Source organism: Dechloromonas sp. ZS-1, assembly GCF_039649255.1.
Taxonomy (GTDB): Bacteria; Pseudomonadota; Gammaproteobacteria; order Burkholderiales; family Rhodocyclaceae; genus Azonexus.
Genome location: NZ_JBDIYD010000001.1, coordinates 287,911 through 311,375, shown reverse-complemented (window position 1 = coordinate 311,375; position 23,465 = coordinate 287,911). Strand labels below are relative to the sequence as shown.

The 23,465-nt window shown below is 59.3% G+C and carries 23 protein-coding genes; 16 read left to right on the top strand and 7 right to left on the bottom strand.

What is annotated here, in order from left to right:
- Nucleotides 1–21 precede the first annotated feature (21 nt).
- Both dnaN and dnaA read right to left on the bottom strand, forming a co-directional pair.
- Entirely contained in the window at nt 22–1,128 is a 1,107-nt protein-coding gene (dnaN, locus tag AACO21_RS01535; RefSeq protein ID WP_346190711.1) for a DNA polymerase III subunit beta, read from the bottom strand.
- Nucleotides 1,129–1,633: 505 nt separating this feature from the next.
- On the bottom strand, nt 1,634–3,046 hold the full coding sequence (dnaA, locus tag AACO21_RS01530) for a chromosomal replication initiator protein DnaA (RefSeq protein WP_346190710.1): 1,413 nt from the start codon (nt 3,044–3,046) through the stop codon (nt 1,634–1,636).
- 235 nt (nt 3,047–3,281) lie between these two features.
- Here dnaA and rpmH point away from each other — a divergent pair, with 235 nt between their 5' ends.
- The 16 genes from rpmH (at nt 3,282) to AACO21_RS01450 (ending at nt 19,076) form a co-directional block, all read left to right on the top strand.
- Nucleotides 3,282–3,416 (top strand): 50S ribosomal protein L34, encoded by a 135-nt coding sequence (gene rpmH / locus AACO21_RS01525; protein WP_027457001.1) that lies wholly within the window; start codon nt 3,282–3,284, stop codon nt 3,414–3,416.
- A gap of 16 nt (nt 3,417–3,432) precedes the next feature.
- The gene (gene rnpA, locus AACO21_RS01520; protein WP_346190709.1) at nt 3,433–3,804 is read left to right on the top strand and encodes a ribonuclease P protein component; all 372 of its coding nucleotides are present in this window, start codon (nt 3,433–3,435) and stop codon (nt 3,802–3,804) included.
- Complete coding sequence (yidD, locus tag AACO21_RS01515; RefSeq protein WP_346190708.1) at nt 3,801–4,010, top strand: membrane protein insertion efficiency factor YidD; 210 nt, start codon at nt 3,801–3,803, stop codon at nt 4,008–4,010. Before rnpA ends, yidD begins: the two co-directional genes overlap by 4 nt.
- A 23-nt stretch (nt 4,011–4,033) precedes the next feature.
- Nucleotides 4,034–5,683, top strand: a complete 1,650-nt coding sequence (gene yidC, locus AACO21_RS01510) for a membrane protein insertase YidC (protein ID WP_346190707.1) — start codon at nt 4,034–4,036, stop codon at nt 5,681–5,683.
- On the top strand, nt 5,680–7,038 hold the full coding sequence (gene mnmE, locus AACO21_RS01505; RefSeq protein WP_346190706.1) for a tRNA uridine-5-carboxymethylaminomethyl(34) synthesis GTPase MnmE: 1,359 nt from the start codon (nt 5,680–5,682) through the stop codon (nt 7,036–7,038). Before yidC ends, mnmE begins: the two co-directional genes overlap by 4 nt.
- 346 nt (nt 7,039–7,384) lie before the next feature.
- The gene (locus AACO21_RS01500) at nt 7,385–8,701 is read left to right on the top strand and encodes a tyrosine-type recombinase/integrase (RefSeq protein WP_346190705.1); all 1,317 of its coding nucleotides are present in this window, start codon (nt 7,385–7,387) and stop codon (nt 8,699–8,701) included.
- A 122-nt stretch (nt 8,702–8,823) separates the two neighbouring features.
- The gene (locus AACO21_RS01495) at nt 8,824–9,204 is read left to right on the top strand and encodes a hypothetical protein (RefSeq protein WP_346190704.1); all 381 of its coding nucleotides are present in this window, start codon (nt 8,824–8,826) and stop codon (nt 9,202–9,204) included.
- A gap of 2 nt (nt 9,205–9,206) precedes the next feature.
- A complete protein-coding gene (locus AACO21_RS01490; RefSeq protein ID WP_346190703.1) occupies nt 9,207–9,725 on the top strand; it encodes a hypothetical protein in 519 nt (172 codons plus the stop codon).
- A gap of 69 nt (nt 9,726–9,794) precedes the next feature.
- Nucleotides 9,795–10,034 carry an AlpA family transcriptional regulator gene (locus AACO21_RS01485; RefSeq protein ID WP_346190702.1) on the top strand — a complete coding sequence of 80 codons (240 nt, stop codon included), beginning with the start codon at nt 9,795–9,797 and terminating at the stop codon, nt 10,032–10,034.
- 10 nt (nt 10,035–10,044) lie between these two features.
- Nucleotides 10,045–10,233, top strand: coding sequence for a hypothetical protein (locus tag AACO21_RS01480; RefSeq protein WP_346190701.1), 189 nt, complete (start codon nt 10,045–10,047; stop codon nt 10,231–10,233).
- A complete protein-coding gene (locus tag AACO21_RS01475; RefSeq protein WP_346190700.1) occupies nt 10,226–12,928 on the top strand; it encodes a DUF927 domain-containing protein in 2,703 nt (900 codons plus the stop codon). Before AACO21_RS01480 ends, AACO21_RS01475 begins: the two co-directional genes overlap by 8 nt.
- Nucleotides 12,929–13,209: 281 nt before the next feature.
- On the top strand, nt 13,210–13,332 hold the full coding sequence (locus AACO21_RS01470) for a hypothetical protein (RefSeq protein ID WP_346190699.1): 123 nt from the start codon (nt 13,210–13,212) through the stop codon (nt 13,330–13,332).
- Nucleotides 13,325–13,981: a hypothetical protein gene (locus AACO21_RS01465; RefSeq protein WP_346190698.1), complete on the top strand. Its 657-nt coding sequence runs from the start codon at nt 13,325–13,327 to the stop codon at nt 13,979–13,981. Before AACO21_RS01470 ends, AACO21_RS01465 begins: the two co-directional genes overlap by 8 nt.
- Nucleotides 13,982–14,385: 404 nt before the next feature.
- A complete protein-coding gene (locus AACO21_RS01460) occupies nt 14,386–15,090 on the top strand; it encodes a transporter substrate-binding domain-containing protein (protein ID WP_346190697.1) in 705 nt (234 codons plus the stop codon).
- Between the two features lie 55 nt (nt 15,091–15,145).
- Nucleotides 15,146–17,860, top strand: a complete 2,715-nt coding sequence (locus AACO21_RS01455; protein WP_346190696.1) for an ATP-binding protein — start codon at nt 15,146–15,148, stop codon at nt 17,858–17,860.
- 562 nt (nt 17,861–18,422) lie between these two features.
- Entirely contained in the window at nt 18,423–19,076 is a 654-nt protein-coding gene (locus AACO21_RS01450; protein WP_346190695.1) for a hypothetical protein, read from the top strand.
- A gap of 39 nt (nt 19,077–19,115) precedes the next feature.
- Here AACO21_RS01450 and AACO21_RS01445 read toward each other — a convergent pair whose 3' ends face one another.
- From AACO21_RS01445 to cutA, 5 genes are read right to left on the bottom strand one after another with little or no spacing between them, the layout of a single operon-like run.
- Nucleotides 19,116–19,364: a hypothetical protein gene (locus AACO21_RS01445; protein ID WP_346190694.1), complete on the bottom strand. Its 249-nt coding sequence runs from the start codon at nt 19,362–19,364 to the stop codon at nt 19,116–19,118.
- Between the two features lie 58 nt (nt 19,365–19,422).
- Nucleotides 19,423–20,103: a hypothetical protein gene (locus AACO21_RS01440; protein WP_346190693.1), complete on the bottom strand. Its 681-nt coding sequence runs from the start codon at nt 20,101–20,103 to the stop codon at nt 19,423–19,425.
- A 2-nt stretch (nt 20,104–20,105) separates the two neighbouring features.
- A complete protein-coding gene (locus tag AACO21_RS01435) occupies nt 20,106–21,359 on the bottom strand; it encodes a DUF1615 domain-containing protein (protein ID WP_346190692.1) in 1,254 nt (417 codons plus the stop codon).
- Nucleotides 21,359–23,143 (bottom strand): protein-disulfide reductase DsbD, encoded by a 1,785-nt coding sequence (gene dsbD / locus AACO21_RS01430; RefSeq protein WP_346190691.1) that lies wholly within the window; start codon nt 23,141–23,143, stop codon nt 21,359–21,361. Before dsbD ends, AACO21_RS01435 begins: the two co-directional genes overlap by 1 nt.
- A complete protein-coding gene (cutA, locus tag AACO21_RS01425) occupies nt 23,140–23,457 on the bottom strand; it encodes a divalent-cation tolerance protein CutA (RefSeq protein WP_346190690.1) in 318 nt (105 codons plus the stop codon). Before cutA ends, dsbD begins: the two co-directional genes overlap by 4 nt.
- Nucleotides 23,458–23,465: the final 8 nt, after the last annotated feature.

Sequence of the window (23,465 nt, the reverse complement as noted above, 5' to 3'; positions counted from 1 at the left end):
GGACTACTCATAGATTCCGGATCAGATGCGCATCGGCATGACAACGTACTTGAAGCGGTCGTTGCCCGGCACCGTCACCAGTGCGCTGGAATTCGCATCATTGAAACTCCACTGGATTTCATCGGACTGAACATTGTTCAGCACATCCAGCAGGTAACTGACGTTGAAGCCGACATCGATGGCCTCACCCGGATAATTCACTTCGATTTCTTCCTGGGCTTCTTCCTGCTCGGCGTTGGCTGCAATCAGCTTCAGGCTGTTCTCACCCAGCACGACACGCACGCCACGGAATTTCTCGTTGGTCAGAATGGCGGCACGCTGCATCGCCTGCATCAGCGTCTGACGGCCCACCGTCATGTGATTGCGCAGGCTCTGCGGGATCACGCGCTCGTAATCCGGGAACTTGCCGTCGATCAGCTTGGAAACCAGCACGATGGACCCGAAAGCAAAACGGACCTGATTGGACGCCAGGGTGATTTCGAGGATGTCCTCGTTGTCGACCAGCAAACGGTTCAATTCAAGCACCGTCTTGCGCGGCAGGATCATTTCCTGACGCGGCAGTTCGGCTTCAATCTCGACACTCGCGTAAGCCAGACGATGGCCATCCGTGGCCACTGCACGCAGTTCCTTGCCATCCACCAGCAACAGGAGACCATTCAGGTAGTAGCGCACATCCTGCGCTGCCATTGCGTACTGGGTCTTGCCCAGCAACTGGCGGAAAGCTTTCTGGGTAATGCGGAATTGCTTGGTATCGCCCTCGGCCAGCGTCATGCGCGGGAAATCATCGGCCGGCAGGGTCTGCAGATTGAAACGGCTCTTTCCCCCCTTTACCTGAAGACGCTTGTCTTCCAGGCTCAGCGAGATCTCGGTGCTGTCCGGCAAGGAACGCAGGATGTCCTGCAGTTTGCGGGCACCGACGGTCACTGCACCGTCGCCCTCACCGGCTGCTACTTCAGTCGACGTCGTGATCTGAATTTCAATATCGGTGGCCAGCAAGGTCAGACGATCGCCTTTCTTTTCCAGCAGCACGTTGGACAAGATGGGCAGCGTATGACGACGCTCGACGATTCCCGACACAGACTGCAGCGGGGCAAGAAGCGTGTCTCTTTGGGTTTTTATAAGAACCATATATGAAATTCCTTTAAAGACTATATCGGGAACAATCCTGTGGACAACTTAAATTTTTATTTATTTTTCAATCAGTTGAACGTCAATTTTGGATCTTGGAAAGTCTCTGAATTGGCTGTGGATGAAAACTGGACAATTTTCGCATAAACCGGACTAAACAAGATCATCCCCATATCAATGACAGCTTGTTCACAGACTTGTCGACATCCTGACGACAGTCCAACCGGTTCACCTTGAAGACCTGCATGCTGTTTTCAGTGCGATGTGTTTCTATCTAATTCTTTTCTCTATAAAGAGATAACTACTGTTAACTGAACAACAAGTCTGTTGATAACTTGGATTAATGCTTATTTTTCAGTTGTTTAGCGTTGAAAAACTGGCCATGTTAACCCTCTGAATTGCCTGTGGATGGATTGGGGAGCATTTTGCCAATCCCCTGCCTGATGCCGATGCTCCCCATCAACTGGACAGCTTTTCCACAGACTTATCCCGTCAACAGGCTTTTTTAGCCCTTCAGGACCTGCAGCAGGACGTGCAGATCGTGATTCAGTTCGTTTTCCTTGGCCTTCAGCGAATCGATTGTCTTGACGGCATGAATCACGGTCGTGTGATCGCGTCCGCCAAAGGCATCGCCGATCTCCGGAAAGCTGTGGGAGGTCACTTCGCGGCACAACCACATGGCAACCTGGCGCGGGCGGGCAATGGCGCGGGTGCGCTTTTTCGAGAACAGATCGGCCACTTTGATCTTGTAGTAGTCGGAAACCGTTTTCTGGATGTAGTCGATACCGACATTGCGGACGGAGCCAATCACGTCCTTCAGCGCTTCCTTGGCCAGATCGAGTGCAATCGGACGACCATGGAAGGAGGAATAGGCCAATACCTTCTTCAGGGCGCCTTCCAGTTCGCGCACGTTGGAACGCAGATGCTTGGCAATGAAGAAAGCCACTTCATCGTTGAGCTGCAGTCCTTCGGCTTCGGCTTTCTTCTTCAGGATCGCCACGCGCATCTCGAGTTCGGGCGGTTCGATCTGAACGGTCAGGCCCCAGTCAAAACGCGTCACCAGACGGTCGTCGAGACCATTGATATCCTTCGGATAGGTATCGCAGGTCAGGATGATCTGCTTGCGGGCTTCAATCAGGGCGTTGAACAGGAAGAAGAATTCCTCCTGTGAACGGTTCTTGCCGTTGAAGAACTGCACGTCGTCGAGCAGCAGCACATCCAGGGAACGATAGGTGCGCTTGAAAGCATCGAAAGATTTTTGCTGATAGGCCCGTACCACGTCCGAGTAGTAGTCCTCGGCGTGCACGTAACGCACAACCTTGTCCGGATTTTCCTTGAGGATGGCGTTGCCGATGGCGTGAATCAGGTGAGTCTTGCCCAGACCGGCGCCGCCATAGATGAACAAGGGGTTGTAGGCGCCGCCCGGATTATTGGCGACCTGCACAGCGGCAGCCCGGGCGAGGTCGTTTGCCTTGCCGACCACCAGGTTGTCGAAGGTGAAGGACGGGAACAGGCGGGATTTTTCGTAATTGTTCTGACGACCGCGCGGTTTTTCGGGGGAGACCGAACTGGCCGCGAGTGCGCCGGTCCGGCTGGCGGCAGCGCCCGTCGGGGCGGCTTCGGTTTTGGTGGCGGGGCTGCTGACTGTGCTGGCACTGACGGTCGCGGGCTTGCCGCTGCCGATGATCAGGGCAATGCTGACCGGCTCGTTGAAGAAATTGCGGCTGTAGTCTTCGATCCGACCCAGATAGCGGTCACGGACCCACTTCAGGATGAAGGTGTTCGGCGCGATCAGGCGCAAGCCGTCCTGCGGTGTCTGCTCCCCTTCAAGCCGGAGCGGCTTGATCCAGGTATTGAACTGCTGCGTGGGCAGTTCTTCTTCAAAACGTTGCAGACAAGATTCCCAAAAGCCAGCCATTGTTACACCCCATACCCACAGCCCCGTGCGTCGTCAGGGCAAATGGGCTTAAAACCATGTTTTAATTATAGAAATACCAAGAAATTAGGCGGCCGTTCGGCCGCCTTGATGGGGGCTTATTCTACCCGCCATCCACAAAGTTATCCACAGCTTGATAAAATTATTGGTCTTGACAAACTGCGGTGAAACAGGGTGTAATCACGCGTTTTTCTTAGCTTACTCAAGGGATTACGACATGAAACGCACGTATCAACCGTCCGTCGTGCGCCGCAAGCGCACCCATGGCTTCCTGGTTCGTTCGCGTACCAAGGGCGGCCGTGCTGTTCTGGCTGCGCGTCGCGCCAAGGGCCGCAAGCGTCTGGCCGTCTAAATCGGCTTCGGGCGAGGTGGATCAAACCTTCGCCAGACGATATCGCCTGACCAAAACGGATGAGTTTTCATCCGTTTTTGGTTTCAGGAGGGCCATTCGTGGCCAGTGGCTGATGTTGCACTATCAGCCGCGTTCAGAAGGAAGCGCCCGTTTGGGCCTCGTCGTCGGCAAGAAGTTGTTGAAACGGGCCGTCGACCGTAACCGGGTCAAGCGCATCGTGCGCGAGCAATTCCGGTCTCGGCGCGCGGACTTGCCGATGGTCGACATCGTTGTCCGACTGGCGGCAAAGCCGGTTCGGCCGCTCGATGGCAAAGCCTTGGCGGGTGACTTGCTCGTGCTCTTCGATAAATTGAAGCGGCCGGCAAAACCCCGACCTGTGGCAGCATGAAGCGCATCTTGATCGGGCTCGTCCGAGTCTATCAATATGCGATCAGCCCGTTACTTGGGCGCAATTGCCGCTATTTTCCGACCTGTTCGGACTATACGGTGGAAGCAGTACAGAAGTACGGCGCCATGCGCGGTGGCTGGCTGGGTGCAAAGCGCATCTGCCGCTGTCACCCGTGGCATCCCGGCGGGTATGATCCCGTACCCTGACGAACATTTTTTGTAGGCAGTTCATGGACACTCGACGCCTGATTCTGGTTCTGATCTTCACCTTCTCCAGCTTCATGCTGTGGGAAAACTGGCAGAAGCATAACCAGCCCACCCCGGTTGCAAATGCCAATCCGGCCACGGCTGCCGCTGCTGGTGCAGCACCCAAGCCTTCTGCGAGCCTGCAGGCTGGCGCCACCACGGCTGCCCCGACACCGGCGGCTGTCGCACCGGCTGGCGAAACCTTCACGGTGACGACCGATCTGGTCAAGGCCACGCTGTCGACCGTCGGCGGCGATCTGGTCAAGCTGGAACTCCTGAAATACAAGGAACATGACGACAAGGCCAAGACCTTCGATCTGTTCGATGCCAAGCATCAATATGTCGCCCAGAGCGGCCTGATTGGTGAAGGTCTGCCGACCCATCGCACGCTGTTCAAGCGTCTGGCCGGTCCGACTGAGCTGGCCGATGGCGCCAACGAGCTGAAGATTCGCCTGGAAGCGGATGCCGGCAACGGCATCAAGGCCACCAAGGTGCTGACCTTCAAGCGCGGTTCCTACGCCGTCGATGTGGCTTGGGAAGTGACTAACGGCAGCGACAAGGCCATTGCACCGCATGCCTATTTCCAGTTGCAGCGCGACGACAAGGCACCGGCTGGCGAAACCAAGATGGTGTCGACCTTTACCGGCCCGGCGGTATACACCGAGGGCGACAAGTATCAGAAGGTTGAATTCAGTGCTGTGGCCGAAAACAAGGCCAAGTTCACCAAGACGGCGGACAACGGCTGGCTGGCGATGGTTCAGCACTACTTCGTGTCGGCCTGGGTGCCGAAGGAGAAGACCCAGCGCGAGTTCTACATGCGCAAGCTGGATGGCAGCAATGTCTTCCAGGCCGGCGTGATCGTGCCGGTGGGCGACGTGGCTGCGGGTGGCAAGGCCGATACCAGCGTGACCCTGTTCGCCGGTCCGCAGGAACAGGCTTCCCTGAAGAACATTGCTCCGGGACTCGATCTGGTGGTCGATTACGGCTGGCTGACCGTGGTCGCTGCACCGATCTTCTGGTTGCTCGAAGCCATCCACAAGCTGGTCGGTAACTGGGGCTGGGCCATCGTCATCCTGACCATCGGCATCAAGGCCGTGTTCTACCCGCTGTCTGCCGCGTCCTACAAGTCGATGGCCAAGATGCGTACGCTGAGCCCGCGTCTGATGCACCTGAAGGAGCGCTTCGGTGACGACAAGCAGCGCCTGAACCAGGAAATGATGAAGCTGTACCAGACCGAGAAGATCAACCCGCTCGGCGGCTGCCTGCCGATTCTGGTCCAGATTCCGGTCTTCATTGCCCTCTACTGGGTGCTGCTGGGTGCAGTCGAAATGCGCGATGCGCCGTGGATCGGCTGGATTACCGATCTGGCTGCCGCCGACCCGTACTACATCCTGCCGGTGATCATGATTGCTTCCATGATCATCCAGACCAAGCTGAACCCGACGCCGCCGGACCCGATCCAGGCCAAGGTCATGATGGCCATGCCCTTCATCTTCGGCATCATGTTCCTCTGGTTCCCGTCCGGTCTGGTGCTCTACTGGGTCGTGAACAACGTGCTGTCCATCGCCCAGCAGTGGCAGATCACCAAAATGATCGAAGCCGGCGGCAAGGCAGCCAACGACGCCAAGGCATGAAGAACGACTGCATCGCCGCCATCGCCACCGCCCCCGGGCGGGGCGGTGTCGGCGTGATTCGCGTCTCGGGCAGCAATTTGCTGCCCTTTGCTTTTGCGCTGACCGGCAAGACGCCCAAACCGCGCTACGCGACGCTGGCCGACTTCAAGGCGGCGGATGGCTCGACGGTCGACACCGGTTTGCTGCTCTATTTCCCGGGACCGAATTCCTTTACCGGCGAAGATGTCCTGGAACTGCAAGGCCATGGCGGCCCGGTCGTCATGCAGCTTCTGCTGGCCCGCTGTCTTGATCTGGGTGCCCGCCTGGCCGAACCCGGCGAGTTTTCGCGCCGCGCCTTCCTGAATGGCAAGATGGATCTGGCCCAGGCCGAAGCCGTGGCCGATCTGATCGATGCGGCGACCGCCAGTGCCGCCCGTTCCGCCGTGCGCTCGCTGCAGGGTGAATTCTCGCGCGCCATTGGCGCGCTCAATGAAGAACTGATCAACCTGCGCATGCTGGTTGAAGCCACCCTCGATTTTCCCGAGGAAGACATCGACTTCCTCAAGGCCGCCGATGCCTTTGGCCGTCTGCGCCGTCTCGACGAACAACTGGCCCGCACTTTCGACCGGGCCGGTCAGGGCAAGCTGTTGCAATCCGGTCTGCACGTCGTGCTCGCCGGGCAGCCCAATGTCGGCAAGTCTTCCCTGCTTAACCGTCTGGCCGGCGACGATCTGGCCATCGTGACGCCGATTGCCGGCACCACGCGCGATGCCCTGCGGTCGACCATCCAGATCGAGGGCATTCCGCTGCACATCATCGACACGGCCGGCCTGCGCGAGACGGACGATGTTGTCGAACAGATCGGCATCGAGCGCAGCTGGCAGGAAATCGAGCGCTCGGATGTCGTGTTGCTGCTGGTCGATGCGCGGACCGGCATCACCGAAGCGGATCGCGAGATTCTCGCCAAACTGCCCGGCCGCCTGCAGCGCATCACCGTCTATAACAAGATCGACCTGGCCGACCGCAGTCCGGAACGTCACGACGAACACGATGCCCATGGCGATGCCGTGGCCATTTCGCTGTCTGCGCGCGAGGGCGCCGGGATCGATCTGCTGCGTGCCGAACTGCTGCGTATTGCCGGCTGGCACCAGACCGAGGATGTCTTCATCGCCCGCGAGCGCCATCTGCGCGCCCTGGCCCTGGCGCGTGAACATTTGGGAACGGCGCGTGCGGTGGTTGAAAGCCCCTTCCCTGCCCTCGAACTCTTTGCCGAAGAGCTGCGCCTGACGCAGCAGGCCCTCGGCGAGATTACCGGGGAATTCACGGCGGATGACCTGCTTGGGGTGATCTTCAGCCGTTTTTGTATCGGAAAATAGCAAGCATTCCGGCATAGTCCGATTTGTTCCGAAAATACCCTTGAAACCCGCTTAAATGCGGGTTTTTCGTTATGCAGAAGGCTTGTATGTTCCGCAGCAATCCGCATAAAATTGTTCCCACATTTGTTCCCACAGTAGCTAGTAAAACCCCATCGTGGGAACAAATTTGTTACCACTACCCCATTTTCGGAGGCAGTGAATTCAGGAAATCATGGGAACAGATATGGACTTAATAAGCTGGAAAGCCTTGCTGTATATGGCTTTTAGCCTGTGTTCCCACGATTCAATGGTGTTCCCACAGTAGAGGCTAGATCGTGGGAACACAGAGGCGAAAGGATGGCGAGTCATGGCACTGTCGGATACCAAACTGCGGACACTGAAATCTGCTGAGAAGGTTTTCAGCGAATCGGATGGGGGCGGGCTGTATATCGAAGTCATGCCCACCGGGAAAAAGCGGTGGGGCTTGAAGTATCGAACCCTGACCGGCAAGCAGGAAACAATCCGCCTTGGTGACTACCCAGCTTATTCCCTTGCCGATGCCCGCACCTGGCGGGACGACTGCAAGGCACTGGCTGGGCGTGGCCTGTCGCCAATGGCCTTGAAGCGTGGCGACCCAATTCCCGACGATGCCGCCCCCGCTACCAAGGAACTTGCCCAATTCTTCATCCGCAATTGGTGCTTGAAAACCGTTGAGAAGGCAAAGACCAAGGAAGCCGAAACGAAAGCATCTGAAACCGTGGAAGCCTTTGCACGGCGCTGGTATGCCGAGATTGTGGAGCCTGCCAACAGTAGCCCCCGCAACATCAAACGGGTACTGGATAAGGACGTGATTCCGGCCATTGGCAGCAAGCAGATTGCCGACGTGACCGTAACCGACATTCTGGCGATTACCGACAAGATCAAGAATCGCGGCGCTGACCAGATGGCGCTGCAAACCCGCAACGTGCTGAAACGGCTGTTTGCCTATGCCATTGCACGGGAGAAAACCACCTTCAACCCGGCGGCGGCAATCGAGGCCAAATTCATTGCCAGTGCCAGAAGCCGGGATGTGGCCCTATCGCCGGAGGAAGTGGGAAAGCTGCTACGGGCGATCTATCAATCCAGCATCAAGCGGGCGCACAAGCTGGCGCTGCATCTGCTGATTCTGTGCATGGTGCGGAAGGGCGAGCTTATCGGCGCGAAATGGGACGAACTAGACCTTGAGAAAGGCGAATGGGCGATCCCCGGCGAACGCATGAAGAAGGACAAGCCGCACCTTGTCCATTTGTCCCGGCAGGCCGTGGCGATGTTCGAGGAATTGAAGGGGCTGGCGAGCGGTTCAGAGTGGGTATTCCCCAGCCGTGGCGATCTGCATCAACCGATTGCCCATAGCACTTTGAATCAAGCGGTACGCTCGCTGGAAATCGACGTGCGGGATTTCGTTATTCATGACTTCCGGCGCACGGCTTCCACGCATCTGCATGAAGCTGGCTTTAACTCTGACTGGATCGAGAAATGCCTAGCCCATGAAACCAAGGGTATCCGGGGCGTCTATAACCGGGCGCAGTATGCCGACCAAAGGCGGGAAATGTTGCAATGGTGGGCGGACTTCGTGGATAGCCAAATCGAGGAAGGCCGAAAGGTAGTTATCGGCAATTTCGGAAAGGCGTTTCAGGCAATTTGAGTAGAGGAATCTGCCGCGTAATGGTTGGGTTTGAAATTTGGACAGACTGGTTAGTTGCCCGAGACAAAAGGGCCTGACGAAAGAATGCTGGGAAACGTAATCAAGACAGAGATAACGGAAAAATGATGAACGAGAAGACGGCGAAGTGGTGGGGTGCAGTTATTACGATGCAAAACGTAAGTGACCCGGAGTGGATGATGAAAAGGCCCGCCGCTTTCCTATTCGACAAGCCGGGGGGCTTTGCTTGGCTCGAGCCTTCCTATGCTGACGAATACCCACCGTCTTCGCCAGCATGGCACGAGATCGAAGCTGAGCTAAAAGCAGAGGGTGAAGGATTCACCTTTGTAGGCCGACAGTGGACTGGACGTATTGACCGATACGATGACCCGGAGCAAGAGGACGGCGAAGCGCTTTATTGGTGGATCACGGAATACATGAAGGAAAAGGGACGTACTCCAGAGCAGGAGCGAGCCGCGGTTATTCAAAGCTTAGAGCTAAACTGACAATGATTACGCGGTCCATTCCTATTGATGATGCGGTGGCGTTTGCCAAACGATTTTTGAGCGGCCCGGTTCTTTCAGAGGACATAAAGGCTTCCACTGCCCAAGAGCATGAGAACGTAGTCAAGGCATTGCAGCTTGCCGCTATCAACCCGGACACCAATGACTTCGACACATTGGTAATGCTTGCCGCTGACGGCCTGTCACGAAACGAAAGATTGCCAGATTGGCTTGCGGTCTTTGCCGCTGATGTCCTTTTGGGTAAACGAAAGCGCCCCACCAAGCGGGGGCAGGATGAATACGGCAACTGGGTGCGGGATTACAAACTCTGGCAGGCGACACAAGAGGTATCAAAAGCCTTTAACTTACAGCACTACACAAACAACGAGCTATCCGCGCAAATCACGGCGGCGGAAATTGTCTGCCGGGCGGCAGGTTGCAGTGTTGACGTGGTAATCACGGCCTACAAAAAATTCACACGCATCAAGGGGCGGAATAATCCGCAAAATTCCACCCCAAGATGACGGGGAAGGATGTGCATATTGTTCGTGTCCATGCCGGTATGTTCCGGTAAGTGCTACGGAGTTACGAGCATGGCCGCACAATTCAATTCCGCGCTGACGATTCTTCGGCGCAAGCAAGTAGAGGCCCGCACCGGCCTTTCCCGTTCCACCATTTACGCCAAGCTGCGGTGCAATCCGAAGCGCCCCAGCGATTACGATCCGACCTTCCCGAAGCCGGTATCTGTCGGCGCAAAGGCTGTGGGGTGGATTGAAGCCGAAATCGACGCCTGGCTAACTGCCCAAATCGAGAAAAGCCGTAAGGCAGCGTAAGGGGGCGACCATGACCCCCAACAAGAAAAAAGCCGCTGCGGGCTTCGGCACCCGTGCGGCTTCAAAGAATCAATCTGGCCGAAATCATAGCATCCGCCCCCGCCTCAAAGCGGCAATCGTGCGGCTGGACCTGTGGGGTGTGCTGCCGGTCAAGCTGGCGCAATGGCTGATCCAACGTGGAGGGCTGCGTCATGTCTGACGCCTTCCAACAATTCCGGGATGCGCTGGCCGGGCGCGGCATCATTCCCCCGGCTGACCTGCTGGCCGATGGCATCATTCACCGCTGCGATGCCGAAGGCCGGGGCGGCAAGGGCGATGCGGCCTATCTGCTGCACTTGGACGGCATCCCCGCCGGAGGCTTCGAGAATTGGCGCGATGGGCTGGGCTGGGAGAACTGGCGGGCGGACATGGGGCGCACCCTGACCCCAGCCGAGGAAGCGGCGCACCGGGCGAAGATCGAGGCGGCACGGCGGGAACGTGAAGCCGAAGAAGCCAAGCGCAAGACAGAAGCACGGGAGCGTGCCTGCCTGCTGTGGGCGGAAGCCTATCCCAGCACCGGCCATGCCTACCTGAGCCGCAAGGGCATTGCCGCCAATGGCGCACGGATGCACCGGGAAAGCCTTGTGCTGCCGATCCGGGACGCGGCGGGAGCGCTGCACTCGCTGCAATTCATCGGCGCGGATGGTGCAAAACGCTACCTGACCGGCGGGCGCATTCGCGGCTGCTACTTCGGCATCGGCAAGCCGGATGGGGTGCTGTGCATTGCCGAGGGCTTCGCTACCGGCGCAAGCATCCATGAGGCGACGGGCTACGCGGTGGCGGTGGCCTTCGATGCGGGCAATCTGCAACCGGCGGCAAAGGCGCTGCGGGAGAAGTTCCCCGACCTGCGGCTGATCCTGTGCGCGGATGACGATTACCGCACCGAAGGCAATCCCGGCCAGAGCAAGGCCAAGGAAACGGCGCAAGCCGTGGGCGGGCTGTTGGCCGTTCCCGACTTCGGCCCGGATCGTCCCGAAGGTGCAACTGACTTCAACGACCTGCACCAAGCGCAAGGGCTGGAAGCGGTGGCCCGCTGCATTGATGCTGCGCTGAATGGGGTAACGGCTGCACAGGAAGCGACACAGGGCGACGAAACCACCCCCGCCGTGCCGTCCCCTGCGGAAAAAGGAAACAACCCCATGAGCGGGGATTCCGTGGCCCATGACTACGGCGGCGGGCGCTTCGAGATTTCCCCGCATGGCGTGTTCTTCATCGGCACAGACAAGGACGGCAACGAACTATCCCCACGCTGGATTTGTTCGCCCTTGTCCGTGGTGGCTATGACGCGGGACGCTAAGAGCGGCGAATGGGGGCGGCTGCTGGAATGGCGCGATGATGACCAAGTGCGGCACCAATGGGCAATGCCCTTGGAACTGCTGCAAGGCGATGGCTCCGACGTTCGGCGCGAACTAGCCCGGCTGGGCTTGTCGATTGCTCCAAGCAAGGCGGCGCGTGATCTGCTGGCTTCCTTCCTGCAAGTCTGGCCGGTACAGGCGCGGGCGCGATGCGTGGAGCGGCTGGGCTGGCACGGGGCGGTGTATGTGACCCCGGCGGAATCCATCGGGCAGGAGGATGAAATCGTGGTGTTCCAGAATGCCCACGCGCTTGAACCCGCCTTTGCCGTATCAGGCACGGCGGAGGAATGGCGCGATTCGGTGGCGGCGCTGGCATCGGGTAATTCCCGGCTGGTGTTCGCCCTGTCCGTGGCCTTCGCCGGGGCACTGGCTGATGTGGTGGGAGAGGATTCCGGCGGCTTCCATCTGCGGGGCGGATCATCTTCCGGCAAAAGCACGGCCTTGAAGGCGGCGGCTTCAGTGTGGGGTGATCCTTCCACTTATCCCCGGCTGTGGCGAGCGACGGCAAACGGCTTGGAAGGGCTGGCGGCGCTGCATAACGATGGCCTGCTGATTCTGGACGAACTGAGCCAGATAGACCCCAAGGAAGCCGGGGAAGCGGCTTACTTGCTGGCGAACGGGCAAGGCAAGGCGCGGGCATCCCGTACCGGCGCGGCCCGACAATCGGCACGCTGGCGGCTGCTGGTTCTGTCCGCCGGGGAGGAATCGCTTACTGCCCTGATGGCACGGGCTGGCCGGAAGGCGAACGCCGGGCAGGAAATCCGCCTTGCCGACATTGAAGCCGATGCGGGGGCGGGCATGGGCGCATTCGAGGTGCTGCACGATCAACCCAGCCCGGCGGCGCTGGCCTTGGCCGTGAAGGATGCGGCGATCCGTTATCACGGGGCGGCGGGTTTGACCTGGCTGCGCTGCATCGTGGCAGATCGTTCCAAGCTGGCGGACTTCATCGCGGATGGCATCCGGCAATTCGTCGATGAATGCGCCCCCAGCGATGCTGCCGGGCAGGTGCTACGGGTAGCGCGGCGCTTTGCCTTGGTGGCGGTGGCGGGAGAACTTGCAACCCACTACGGCCTGACCGGCTGGCCGAAAGGCGAGGCAATCAACGCGGCCCGAAAATGCTTTGCCGTGTGGCTGGAATCCTTCGGCGGCACTGGCAACCGGGAAGAACGCGCCATGCTGGCACAGGTGCGGGCTTTCTTCGAGGCGCACGGGGCAAGCCGCTTCGAGGATGTGACGGCAACCACGGATCAACGCATCCCAAACCGGGCGGGCTTCTATCGCACCGATGCCAACGGGGCGCGGGAATTCATGGTGCTGCCGGAAGCCTTCAAGCGGGACGTATGCCAAGGATTCGACGTTAAGACGGTAACGGCGGCGCTGCTCAAGGCCGGATGGCTGGCACCGGGAGAAGGAAGCCGGGCGACGCAGAAACCACGCATTCCCGGTATCGGCCCGACACGCTGCTATGTGCTGACCGGGCGCATGTGGGAGGGCGAGTAATGCGGCTGAATTTCGCCACGCTATCCGAACCCATGCAAAAAAGCGGGGGACAAGGTGGGACACCGGGGACAGCCTGCAACCACGCGGCTTTGACCCGTCCCCACTTTCCCGAAAATGCCGGGGACACGCGGGGACAGTCACCCGCCACCGTGACCGAGAGGAAGGACGAAAGGCCAGATTTGTCCCCAATGTCCCCAAACCATCCCCGGCCTTGGGGACAAGGGAAGCCCTGTATTCATGCGGCTGTCCCCGTTGTCCCCAATGTCCCCACAGAAAAACACATGAACGATATTGGCCGCGAAGCCTTCGATGAACGGGCGGCAATCATGGAATTTGATGGTGGCCTGACCCGCGAAGAGGCCGAATGGCTGGCGGCTGAATGCCGGGGCTTTAACTATGAATAAAGGAGCGAACGTGACTGCTAGATCAAAGAAGCCTGAAGCCGTAGCGAACGAGAAGAAACAACCGGCAGCGGAACTGGTAGCAAAATTTACCCTGATGCCCCAGTCAAACGCGGCGGCTGTCATTGAGATGTATGGCAAGCCATTTGGCGAGCAAGGCGTAGTTGAATTGTGTTCAGGTTTGAAGGCATCTATCAAAAAGGTGCAGGGCGGGGATATGGGCGAGTGTGAGGCCATGCTTGTGGCCCAAGCCAACGCGCTGCAATCCATCTTCATGAACTTTTCACGGCGGGCGCTAAATCAGGAGTACCAGAAAAATTTGGAATCCTTCTTTCGTATGGCGATGAAGGCACAGAACCAATGCCGGATGACCTTAGAAACGCTGGCCGCGATCAAAAATCCGCCCGTGGTCTTTGCCAAGCAGGCGAACATCGCCAACGGCCCCCAGCAAGTGAATAACGGGATACACGCCCCCGCGCACGCGGAGAAAACAATCAATCAGTCAAACGAACTATTGGAGGTGCAACATGGGGAACGGCTGGACACCGGAACGGCGGGCGAGGCAGCGAGCCTTGATCCAGGAATTACGACCGTGGGAGAAATCGACCGGGCCGCGAACCGTCGAGGGAAAGGCCAACAGCGCAGCCAATAGCTTGAAGCACGGCGGACGCTCCCAAGAATGGCGCGATAGCCTGAAACGGATTCATGCCTTATTGCGCGAACAACGGGAAGCATTACAGCGGGTGCGCTGATCTGTAGAAATCGCGACTTGATCTGACAGCGACAGTCAGTTGGCAATGTCTTACTTCGGCCAACTGCTGACTGTCGGTCTCTCCAAATAGCCGCCCTCTGAACGACCGGAGTACATCGGAACCTGCCAGATACACGATTCGAGCTCCTCGGCTAAAACGGCCGCCTCCGCCTGACCTACTCTGGATGGTCGACCATTCAGCTCTATGAAATCTTTGGCCCGAGGTTTCTAGCGGTGTGGTTGACGAATTGCAGATCGAGTAAAATAAAAAATATAAGAACAGGAACATAGCAGGGAGGTAAGCCATGCAAGGGTTTCGTCTGTTTGGGGTCATTCTGTTTTTTGTTGCGCTCTGCGCCACGGCTGAACAACCGACGTTGGTCATCAGTACCAACAACACCCCGCTCGACAGGAAAGCGCTAGAGCTTTTGTCGCGCGAGGCATTCCACAGGGCCGGCCTCCAACTCAAATTGGTCAGCAACCCTTCCGAGCGCTCGCTGTTTATGGCCAATCAGGGTGAGGTCGATGGCGAAGGGCTGCGAGTTGCCGGATTGGGCACCCAGTATCCCAATCTAATTCAAGTTCCCGAGCGCTTCATTGGAATCAGCTTCGTGGCCTTTTCCAAAGATGCCATGATCAACCTTGACCAGAGTTGGGACAGCCTGAAACCCTATCGTGTTGCCTTCATTACCGGCTGGAAAATGTTCGAGGCAAATGCCTCCGGCGCGAGAAGCGTCACCAAGGTTGATAAACCAGAGCAGATGTTCAGGATGCTAGATGGCGGCAGGGTAGATCTCGCCTTATATACGCGAGCAGATGGTATCTCTCTTCTACGCAGCCTGGCACTTTCGAGCATCGCCCCGATTTCCCCGTCGCTCAAAGATGTTGACATGTACCTTTACTTGAACAAGAAGCATGAGGCTTTGGCGCCGCGCATCGCCAAGACATTGCGCGAAATGAAGGGGGATGGCACCTACAACAAGATCATGTTTGAAGTCATGACAGAGTAAAGGAATCGTTTTGACTCAGTCCACTTACCCGAGAAATCCTTTCGAATTTCTCGGGATGCACAGCAAGCTCACTCGACACCTGATCAAGCGCGGCTTCCTGGTCGGATTGATCGCGGCAATCCTTATTTCCTTTGTGGAAGCATTTCTCGGCTATCAGAATCGCCTCGAAGCGCTTGACAGTCATTACACATCGATCGGTAGCTACATTTCGCCGCCGATGATACGTAGCCTGTGGTCTTTCGATACTGACCAGACCGAGATCCAGCTCAAGGGCATTGTGAGCATGCTGGATGTTTCGGCAGTCCGTCTGGAGCAGGCCGGTCGCCCTGCCTTGCATTATGGAAGCCAAAACGCTTCGGATACCTTCGAGCGTTCCTTTCCCCTGGTACATATCGAAGAGGGCAAGCAACATCATCTCGGAACGCTGACGCTGATCAAGGACATGCGGCAAGTGCGCTGGTCCATGATCCGGGAACTCAGCGCGAACTTCATCGGCAACACGCTGGTCATCGTGATCGTTATCCTGATCGTGCTGTATGCCTATCACTCGATGGTTCGGCGCCGGTTGGAGCAGGTTGCCGCCGAGTTGGCAGCAACTGACTCGGATGACTTGCGCAACTACGCTAACGCAGCGCTGGATCAGAAACCCAGCGTCGATGAAATCGACGCCTTGGTAGCAGCGATCGTCAGGCTGAAATCCGTGGGCGGGCACGCGCTGGTGACCATTGACACACGCAATAGGGAACTCGAAAGGTTGCTGGCCGAACTGGCCGAGTCCAAGTCCCTGTTGCAGTCGGTCATCGACAATGCGCCGGTAAGGGTATTCTGGAAAAACAAGGATCTCATGTACCTTGGTTGCAACCCTGCTTTTGCCAGAGATGCCGGCAAGGAACGCCCAGATGAACTAATTGGCCGGGATGATTATCAGATGGGCTGGGCCACCCAAGCTGATCTCTATCGTGCCGACGACCAACAGGTGATGGCGTCAGGCAGTCCACGTCTCGGGTATGAAGAGCCGCAGACCACCCCCGATGGCCGGACAATCTGGTTGCGCACCTCGAAAGTCCCACTGAAAAACAGCGACAGCGAGGTGGTGGGGGTACTGGGTTTGTACGAAGACATCACCGAGCGCAAGCTTGCCGACGAGCGCCTGCAGGAAAGCGAGTCCCGCTTCCGGGAACTGGTCGAGAGCATTCCGGGATTCGCCTATCGCTGCAAGCTCGACGCCGACTGGACCATGGAGTATTTCAGCCCAGGTTTCACAGAACTGACTGGTTACGTGATCGATGACTTTCTTGCCAACAAAGTTCGCAGCTTTGCCAGCATCATTCATCCGGATGATCTTGCAATGGTGGATCAGGCGGTTCGGTCTGGTGTGGCTGATAAACGTCCCTATGAGATCGAATACCGAATCTTCGATGCGCAGGGTCGCATGCTCTGGGTGGGAGAACGTGGTTGTGGCCACTTTAACCAGGATGGACAACCCGGCTACCTGATTGGAGTGATCTTCGATATCTCCAGTCGCAAGGAGAACGAATTCGACTTGGAGCGTCATAGACTCTTTCTGCAAGAGTTGGTAGACGAGCAAACTCAGGATTTGCGCGATGCCAAGGAAGCTGCTGAAACCGCCAGCGTGGCCAAGAGCGCCTTTCTGGCCAACATGAGCCATGAAATTCGTACTCCCCTCAACGCCATCACCGGCATGGCTCACATCCTGCGTCGCAGCGGCGTGACACCACAACAGGCCGACAGGATCGACAAGATCGATAATGCGGGCAATCACCTCCTCAATATCATCAACAACGTTCTCGATTTGTCCAAGATCGAAGCAGCAAAATTCACACTCGAGGATGCCCCGGTGCATATCGAGGCCATTCTCGGCAACATCGCCGCGATGCTGGGCCAAAAGGCGCGGGAAAAGGGATTGTCCTTCAACATCGAGACCAGCTCATTGCCCCGTAATCTCCACGGCGATCCGACCCGTTTGCAACAGGCCATGCTCAACTATGCGGCCAACGCCCTCAAATTCACCGAGACTGGCTCCATCACCCTAAGGGTGAAAGAAGACGCTCAAACGGATGCTACTGCCACCCTGCGCTTTGAAGTTGAGGATACGGGGATTGGTATTGCACCCGAGGTGCTCCCCAAACTCTTTAACGCCTTCGAACAGGCCGACAACTCGACTACCCGCCAGTACGGTGGAACCGGCTTGGGTCTGGCCATTACCAAGAAAATTGCGGAACTCATGGGTGGCACTGCCGGGGTCATCTCCTCATCGGGCCAAGGCAGCACCTTCTGGTTCACAGCCATACTCCGGAAGTCCACAAGGAGCACAGCGCAATTCATCAGCACCAGGCTCGAAATCGCCGAACAGGCGATCCGGCGAGACCATGCTGGTAAGCATATCCTGCTGGCGGAAGACGAGCCGATCAACCGCGAAATTGCCCAGATGTTGCTGGAAGATGTCGACCTTAAGGTCGACTTGGCCGAGGATGGTCAGCAGGCGGTAGAGAAAGCCCGTTCAGGCCTCTACGCCATTATCCTGATGGACATGCAGATGCCGGTCCTGGACGGTCTGGGTGCGACAAGGCAGATCCGGCAATTGCCTGGCTGCGCGGAGTTGCCCATCCTGGCGATGACGGCGAACGCGTTTGCCGAAAATAAAGATCAGTGCCTTGATGCGGGGATGGACGACTTCATTACCAAGCCTGCCAAACCGGAATTGCTTTATGAGAAGTTGCTGAAATGGCTTGAAAAGGGCCGAGGCTGAGCATTTAGTTTGCAGACGATCTTCGCTGTTGGCCAACTGTTACATCGAATTACGGCAAAGCTGCCGTTCGACGCCATGAGTGATTGACCGGCAGCTTAACGCTAGGTTACTGCACGTGTCAGCACATTCATCGACGGCTCGTTAAAGCGAGCGGTTTGTATTCAAATGTGCCCTAAACGACAACTGCAATCGTAAACCGTCCCTTCAAACGCCTGAACAGTGAAAGTCCGGTCAGGGTCGAAAGGAGACAAGTCTTGATCTGATCAGACACTAGCTGTCAGATCAAGTCTGAATTTCTACAGCTGATCGTCCCCATAAATGAACCCCATAAGCAACCAGACCCGGCCTTATGCCGGGTTTCGCTTTTCGGGTGGAAGGCTGGAAAAATCAGGGGACAACTCCGAAAAGTGTTCCCATATTTGTTCCCATGATGAAAATCTGAAATTCACAAACCACGCAACGGTGCGGGTTTGCGCCTATTCGCTAGATTCTGTATCGGAAAGTAAGGGCCGGTCGCCGTATAATTTTTCTTTTCCCGCACGCCGCGCGGGATTGGAAAACCATGACCGCCTCCCCCAAATTTCACCGTTTTTCCCGGTTGACCGTCGCCCTGCTCGCCTGCAGCCTGCTTGGTGCGTGCAGTGAGCTGGATCAGTTCCTGCGTCCGGATGCAAAGCCGGAGACCGATCAGCCAAAGGCGACGCGGACTGCCAAGACCCTGCTGCGCCAGGGCCATGCCTGTTGCAACCTGCGCTATGCCGGCGATCTGATCAGCGAAACGGCCTATGGCCAGCAATCCTTCATTGCTGCCGGGACGCCGGTGCTGATTCGCCGTCTGGACGGGCGTCAGGCCGAGGTGGAAATTGACGGAAAGCCGATGCGCATTGCCGGTGACGGCAGCCGCAGCCCGGCGGCCTTCGAGCAGTGGCTTACCCGGCTGATCGTGGCCGAGGATCCCCGGTCCAAGTTGCAGGCTTATCCCCCCGCCGTGCGCATGGCGATCACCAAGGGGCAGGTTTTCAAAGGCATGACGCGGGAACAGGTCAGCATGGCGCTCGGTCCCCCGCCTGGCGATGCCGCGGACAATGCCGCGCAGTCGCGCTACTGGTGGGCGAATTACGTGCCGGTCTATGTGCATTGGGACAAGGTGGGGAATCTCGTCCGCCTGACCGGCGCGGCGGAAGCCGTGGCGGCGCTCAGCTACAAGTCGCGTTGAGGCACGGCTGAGCGCAGCATGCCGATGCTGCGCCGCGATTCAGCCTTCACCGTGGCTGGCCTGCCAACTGGCCAGTGCTGCCGGATCAATCCAGGTTTCCAGACGATGCAGGTTGCCCGGCAATTGCGGGCCTTCCCACTGTTCCGTCGCCCAGCGCTTGATGTTGGCTGCCAGTTCGCCGTGTTCGATGGCGTGGGCCAGACGGATTTCCAGGGCGGTGACCTGATCGGGGCTGCGGGCGAGCCGTTGTGCCGCCTGATGCAGGTTGAGGGCATGAGGGTCATGCATGGCCGTCTCCTTCGAAGGCTGCGGGTCCCTTCAATCTAGCAGAAACAGCGGGTGATGGTCAGCGGTTGCCTGCGTTGAGTGCACGGCAGCGCGCGATGTCGCAGGCGGTGGGCAGGCTGGCGCGGAACTCGCCCTTGCCGGCAATGCCGCCCGGTTCGCGGGTCAGGCATTGGCCGCCTTTGCCGTCGTGGTAATAGGAGAGCACATCGACGCAGCGCCGCGAGTGGGCCATCAGGCCGAGAAAATGACCGAGTTCGTGTGCGAGCACCATTTGCAGGGTTTGCCGGGCATCGTGGGCCGGATTGCGTTCGCGGAGCAGGGCAAAGGCGGCCGGGCTGAGGGAGAGCCGGCGCCGTCCCAGATCGGCCAGACCGAAATTACCGCGACTGCCCGCCTCGTCCCAATCCAGATGAATCAGGTCAGCGCTCTCCGCAGGCGGCCCTTCCTCCTGGGCCATGGGAATGCCACAGGGCGACCAGGCCTCCAGGGCTGTGGCGATCAGGCCGCGCACCGTGCGCTCGGGCAACCAGGCAGGCGCGCCGGTATGGGTGTAGGCGATGCGCCAGCGCGGCTGGCTGCTCGGGCGGTCGATGCCATCCTGCCAGGTGACGATGTCGCCATGAGGACACTGGGCGATCTCGGCAGCCCGGATACTGTTGCCAGCCGGGGTTTGTGCGATGACCGGCCAGGAGAGGCAGCACAGCAGGCCAGCGAGCGCGGCGAGCAGGCTGGCCGGCATGTTCAGTTGCCTTGCCCTTCGCGGGCCAGGCAGGTGCGGAAGCGTCCTTCGACACGCCGGGCAAACCATTCGGTGGTCAGCTTGCGCACGATCTTCGGGCTTTTCAGGTCGATGCGGGGCATGGTCTGGCGCGGCAGCACCTGGCCTGCCTGGGCATCGGCCAGGGAGAACACACGCTGCCAGAGCGGACTTTGGCTGAAGGCGGGCGATTTTTCCAGGAGCAGATCGCGGCGGATTTCGCCGGGGCTCAGGCGCAGACGGTCGACCTGTCGGCGCAGGGCAATTTCCACGCTGCTCGGTTCGGGGACGGCCTGTCCCTTGGCGTAGCGCAGGAGATCGCCATCAAGGCTCAGATCCGCCCCGGTCAGCCGCACGACGGCGGCCTGAAACGCGGCATTCCGGCTGCTGTAACGACCGGCGTTGAAGTCGGCGAAGCGGTATACCACCTCGGTGTAAGGCGCCGGATAATCGAGCAGGATGGCGCTGCCGAAATACACGCCGCCGCGCCGGGTGAACACCTCGTCGCGAATGCTCCGGATCGGGCTGTACGGATAGCTGCGCTCGCGGGCGTGCTGCTCGGCAAAGGCAATGCTGACCTGCATCGGGCCGCCGGTGCGTACCGGGTTGTAGTCGGCAAACAACTGCTTGCCGGCGGGTAACTCGGAAATCATGTCTTCGAACAGGCCGTTGAGCTGCTTTTCGGTTTTCAGGGTATCGATGCGCTGCTTGTAGCTGCGACCGTCCGGCGAGGTTTTCAGCATGGCCGCCTCGATGACCAGACGCGGGATGCCGAAGCGTTTGCCGCGTGCTTCCAGTTCGTTCCAGACAATCGTGTTCAGGCCCGGCACGACGGGATCGGCCTGGAAGGAGGATTCCTGCTCGATGACCGCGATCACCGTGCAATAGACCGGTGCCGCATGCGGCAGGCCGAGGCTTTGGAAAGCGCTATAGAGATCGTTGGTCCAGCCGCTGCGATCGCGGATGCCGCCGGGCAGCAGGCGGTTGATCAGGGTTTTGACGTCGCGCTCACTCAGCGTTGGGGTGCCGGGGATGATCGTTTCGCCGGTGGCCGGTGACGAGGGGACGGATGGCGGGCTCCCCGGTCGCGCAGGGGATGTTTCCGGTGGCCGACGCAGATCCGGCGGCAGCCGTTCATCGGGACGGACGACCGGCGCGTCGGGGCCGATGCTGGCGCAGCCGGCAAGGACGAGGGCGGCGGCCCAGCCGGTCAGGAAAAGGCGGGTCGCCTGTCGCATCAGCCGCGCGCCGCGACCGCCTCAAGGCGCTTCAGGAAAACGCCGGCCTCTTGATAGCCGACCACGCGCTGACCGAGGATCTCCTTGCCTTTCGGGTCAAAGAAGATGATCCCGGGCGGGCCAAAGAGGCCAAAGCGGGCGAGCAAGGCTTTGTCGTCCGCCGAATTGGCGGTGACATCCGCCTTGAGCAGCGTAAAGCCGGCCAGTTTGGCGCGCACGGCATTGTCCGAGAAGGTGAACTTTTCCATCTCCTTGCAGGAGACGCACCAGTCCGCGTAGAAATCGAGCATCACCGGGCGGTCGACCGTCGCCAGACGGGCATCGAGCTCGGCGACCGAACGCACGGGCTCGAACGGCAGCTTGGCGGATTCGGCCGCCACCGCATTGCCGCGCAGGCCGGCCAGCGGCTGTAAGGGATCGCGATTGCCGGCCAGGGCGCCGATCAGGAGGGCGGCACCGGTGAGCAGCATGATCAGGCCGATGCCTTTCCAGAAGCGTTGCCCGCCCTTGGCGTGCGGCGGCAGCGGATCGAGCGCATGCAGGTAGATGGCCGGGATGATCAGGAGCACCGCCCAGGCCAGCATGGGTACGACCGGCGGCAGGACCGGCGAAACCAGCCAGACGGCGGTGGCGAGCAGGAGCACGCCAAAGGCCTTCTTGACGCCGTCCATCCACGGACCGGTTTTGGGCAGCAGCGAGCCGCCGGCGGTGCCGACGATGAGCAGCGGCACGCCCATGCCGAGCGCCATGGTGAACAAGGCGGCGCCGCCAAGGACGGCATCGCCGGTCTGGCCGATGTAGAGCAGCGCACCGGCCAGCGGGGCAGCCACGCACGGGCCGACGATCAGCGCGGAGAGTGCGCCCATCAAAAAGACACCGAGACCGCGTCCGCCCTGCAGGTGGCCGGACTCTTCCGAGAGCTTGCTTTGCAGGGCTGTCGGCAGTTGCAGCTCGTAGAAGCCGAACATCGAGCCGGAAAGCACCACGAAAACCAGGGCAAAACCGCCCAGCACCCAGGGGTTCTGCAAGGCGGCGGAGAGCAGCGTGCCGGTCAGTCCGGCGGCGACCCCGGCGGCGGCGTAGGTGAGCGCCATGCCCAGCACGTAGGCGAGCGAGAGCGCGAACCCGCCTGCATGCGACGCCTTGTGGCCCTGCCCGGCGATGATGCCGGAGAGGATGGGGATCATCGGGAAAACGCAGGGTGTGAGCGAGAGGCCCAGGCCGGCCAGGAAGAAGAGGCCGAGGCTGGTCCAGAAGCCGGCGGCCTTGAGCGTGCTGGCAATTTGACCGCTTTCATCGCCGTCGACCGTCGGATTGTCGGCCGGCGCGCTGCCCGGATCGGGCAGGCTGAGACTGACGCGCTGGGTCTGCGGCGGGTAGCAGACACCGGCATCGGCACAGCCCTGGCTGGTCAGATTGAGGGTCAGCGGCAGTTCGCCCGAGGCGTTGCGTTCAACCGGCAGACGGATGCTGACACGGTCGTAATACACCTCGACCTTGCCGAAATTGTCGTCCTGCTTCTCCTTGCCCTTGGGCAACTGCGGTGTGCCGAGCGGTGCGGCATCATCGGCCACGGCAAAGCGGAATTTGTCGCGGTACAGGTAGTAGCCCTTGGCGATCTCGTAGCGCACCTCGATGGTCTGCCCATCGAGCGCCTTGGCCGTGGGCTTGAAGGCGACGGCCGGATCGAGGAACTCCTGTGCCTGGGCGAGCGGCAGCAGGCAGACGAAGAGGCAGAGCAGGTGCAGCAGGCGCTGCACGATGCGGTGAGACAGGATGGTCATGCAGCAGTCTCCGTGGCGATCCAGTTCAGGTAGGCCGGCAGGCCCTGCGTGATCGGCAGGGCAATGATTTCCGGCACATCGTAAGGATGCCGGGCGCGGATCGCGGCTTCGAGTTCGGCGTAGCATCCGACGGTCGACTTGATCAGCAGGGGGATTTCGCTCGCCGACTCAACGGCACCCTGCCAGCGATAGACGGACTGGACGCGCGGCAGGATGTTCACGCAGGCGGCGAACTTTTCTTCGACGAGGGCCAGGGCAATGGCATTGGCCGTGGCTTCATCGGGGCAATTGGTCAGGACGAGCAAGGTTTCCATCGGATGAT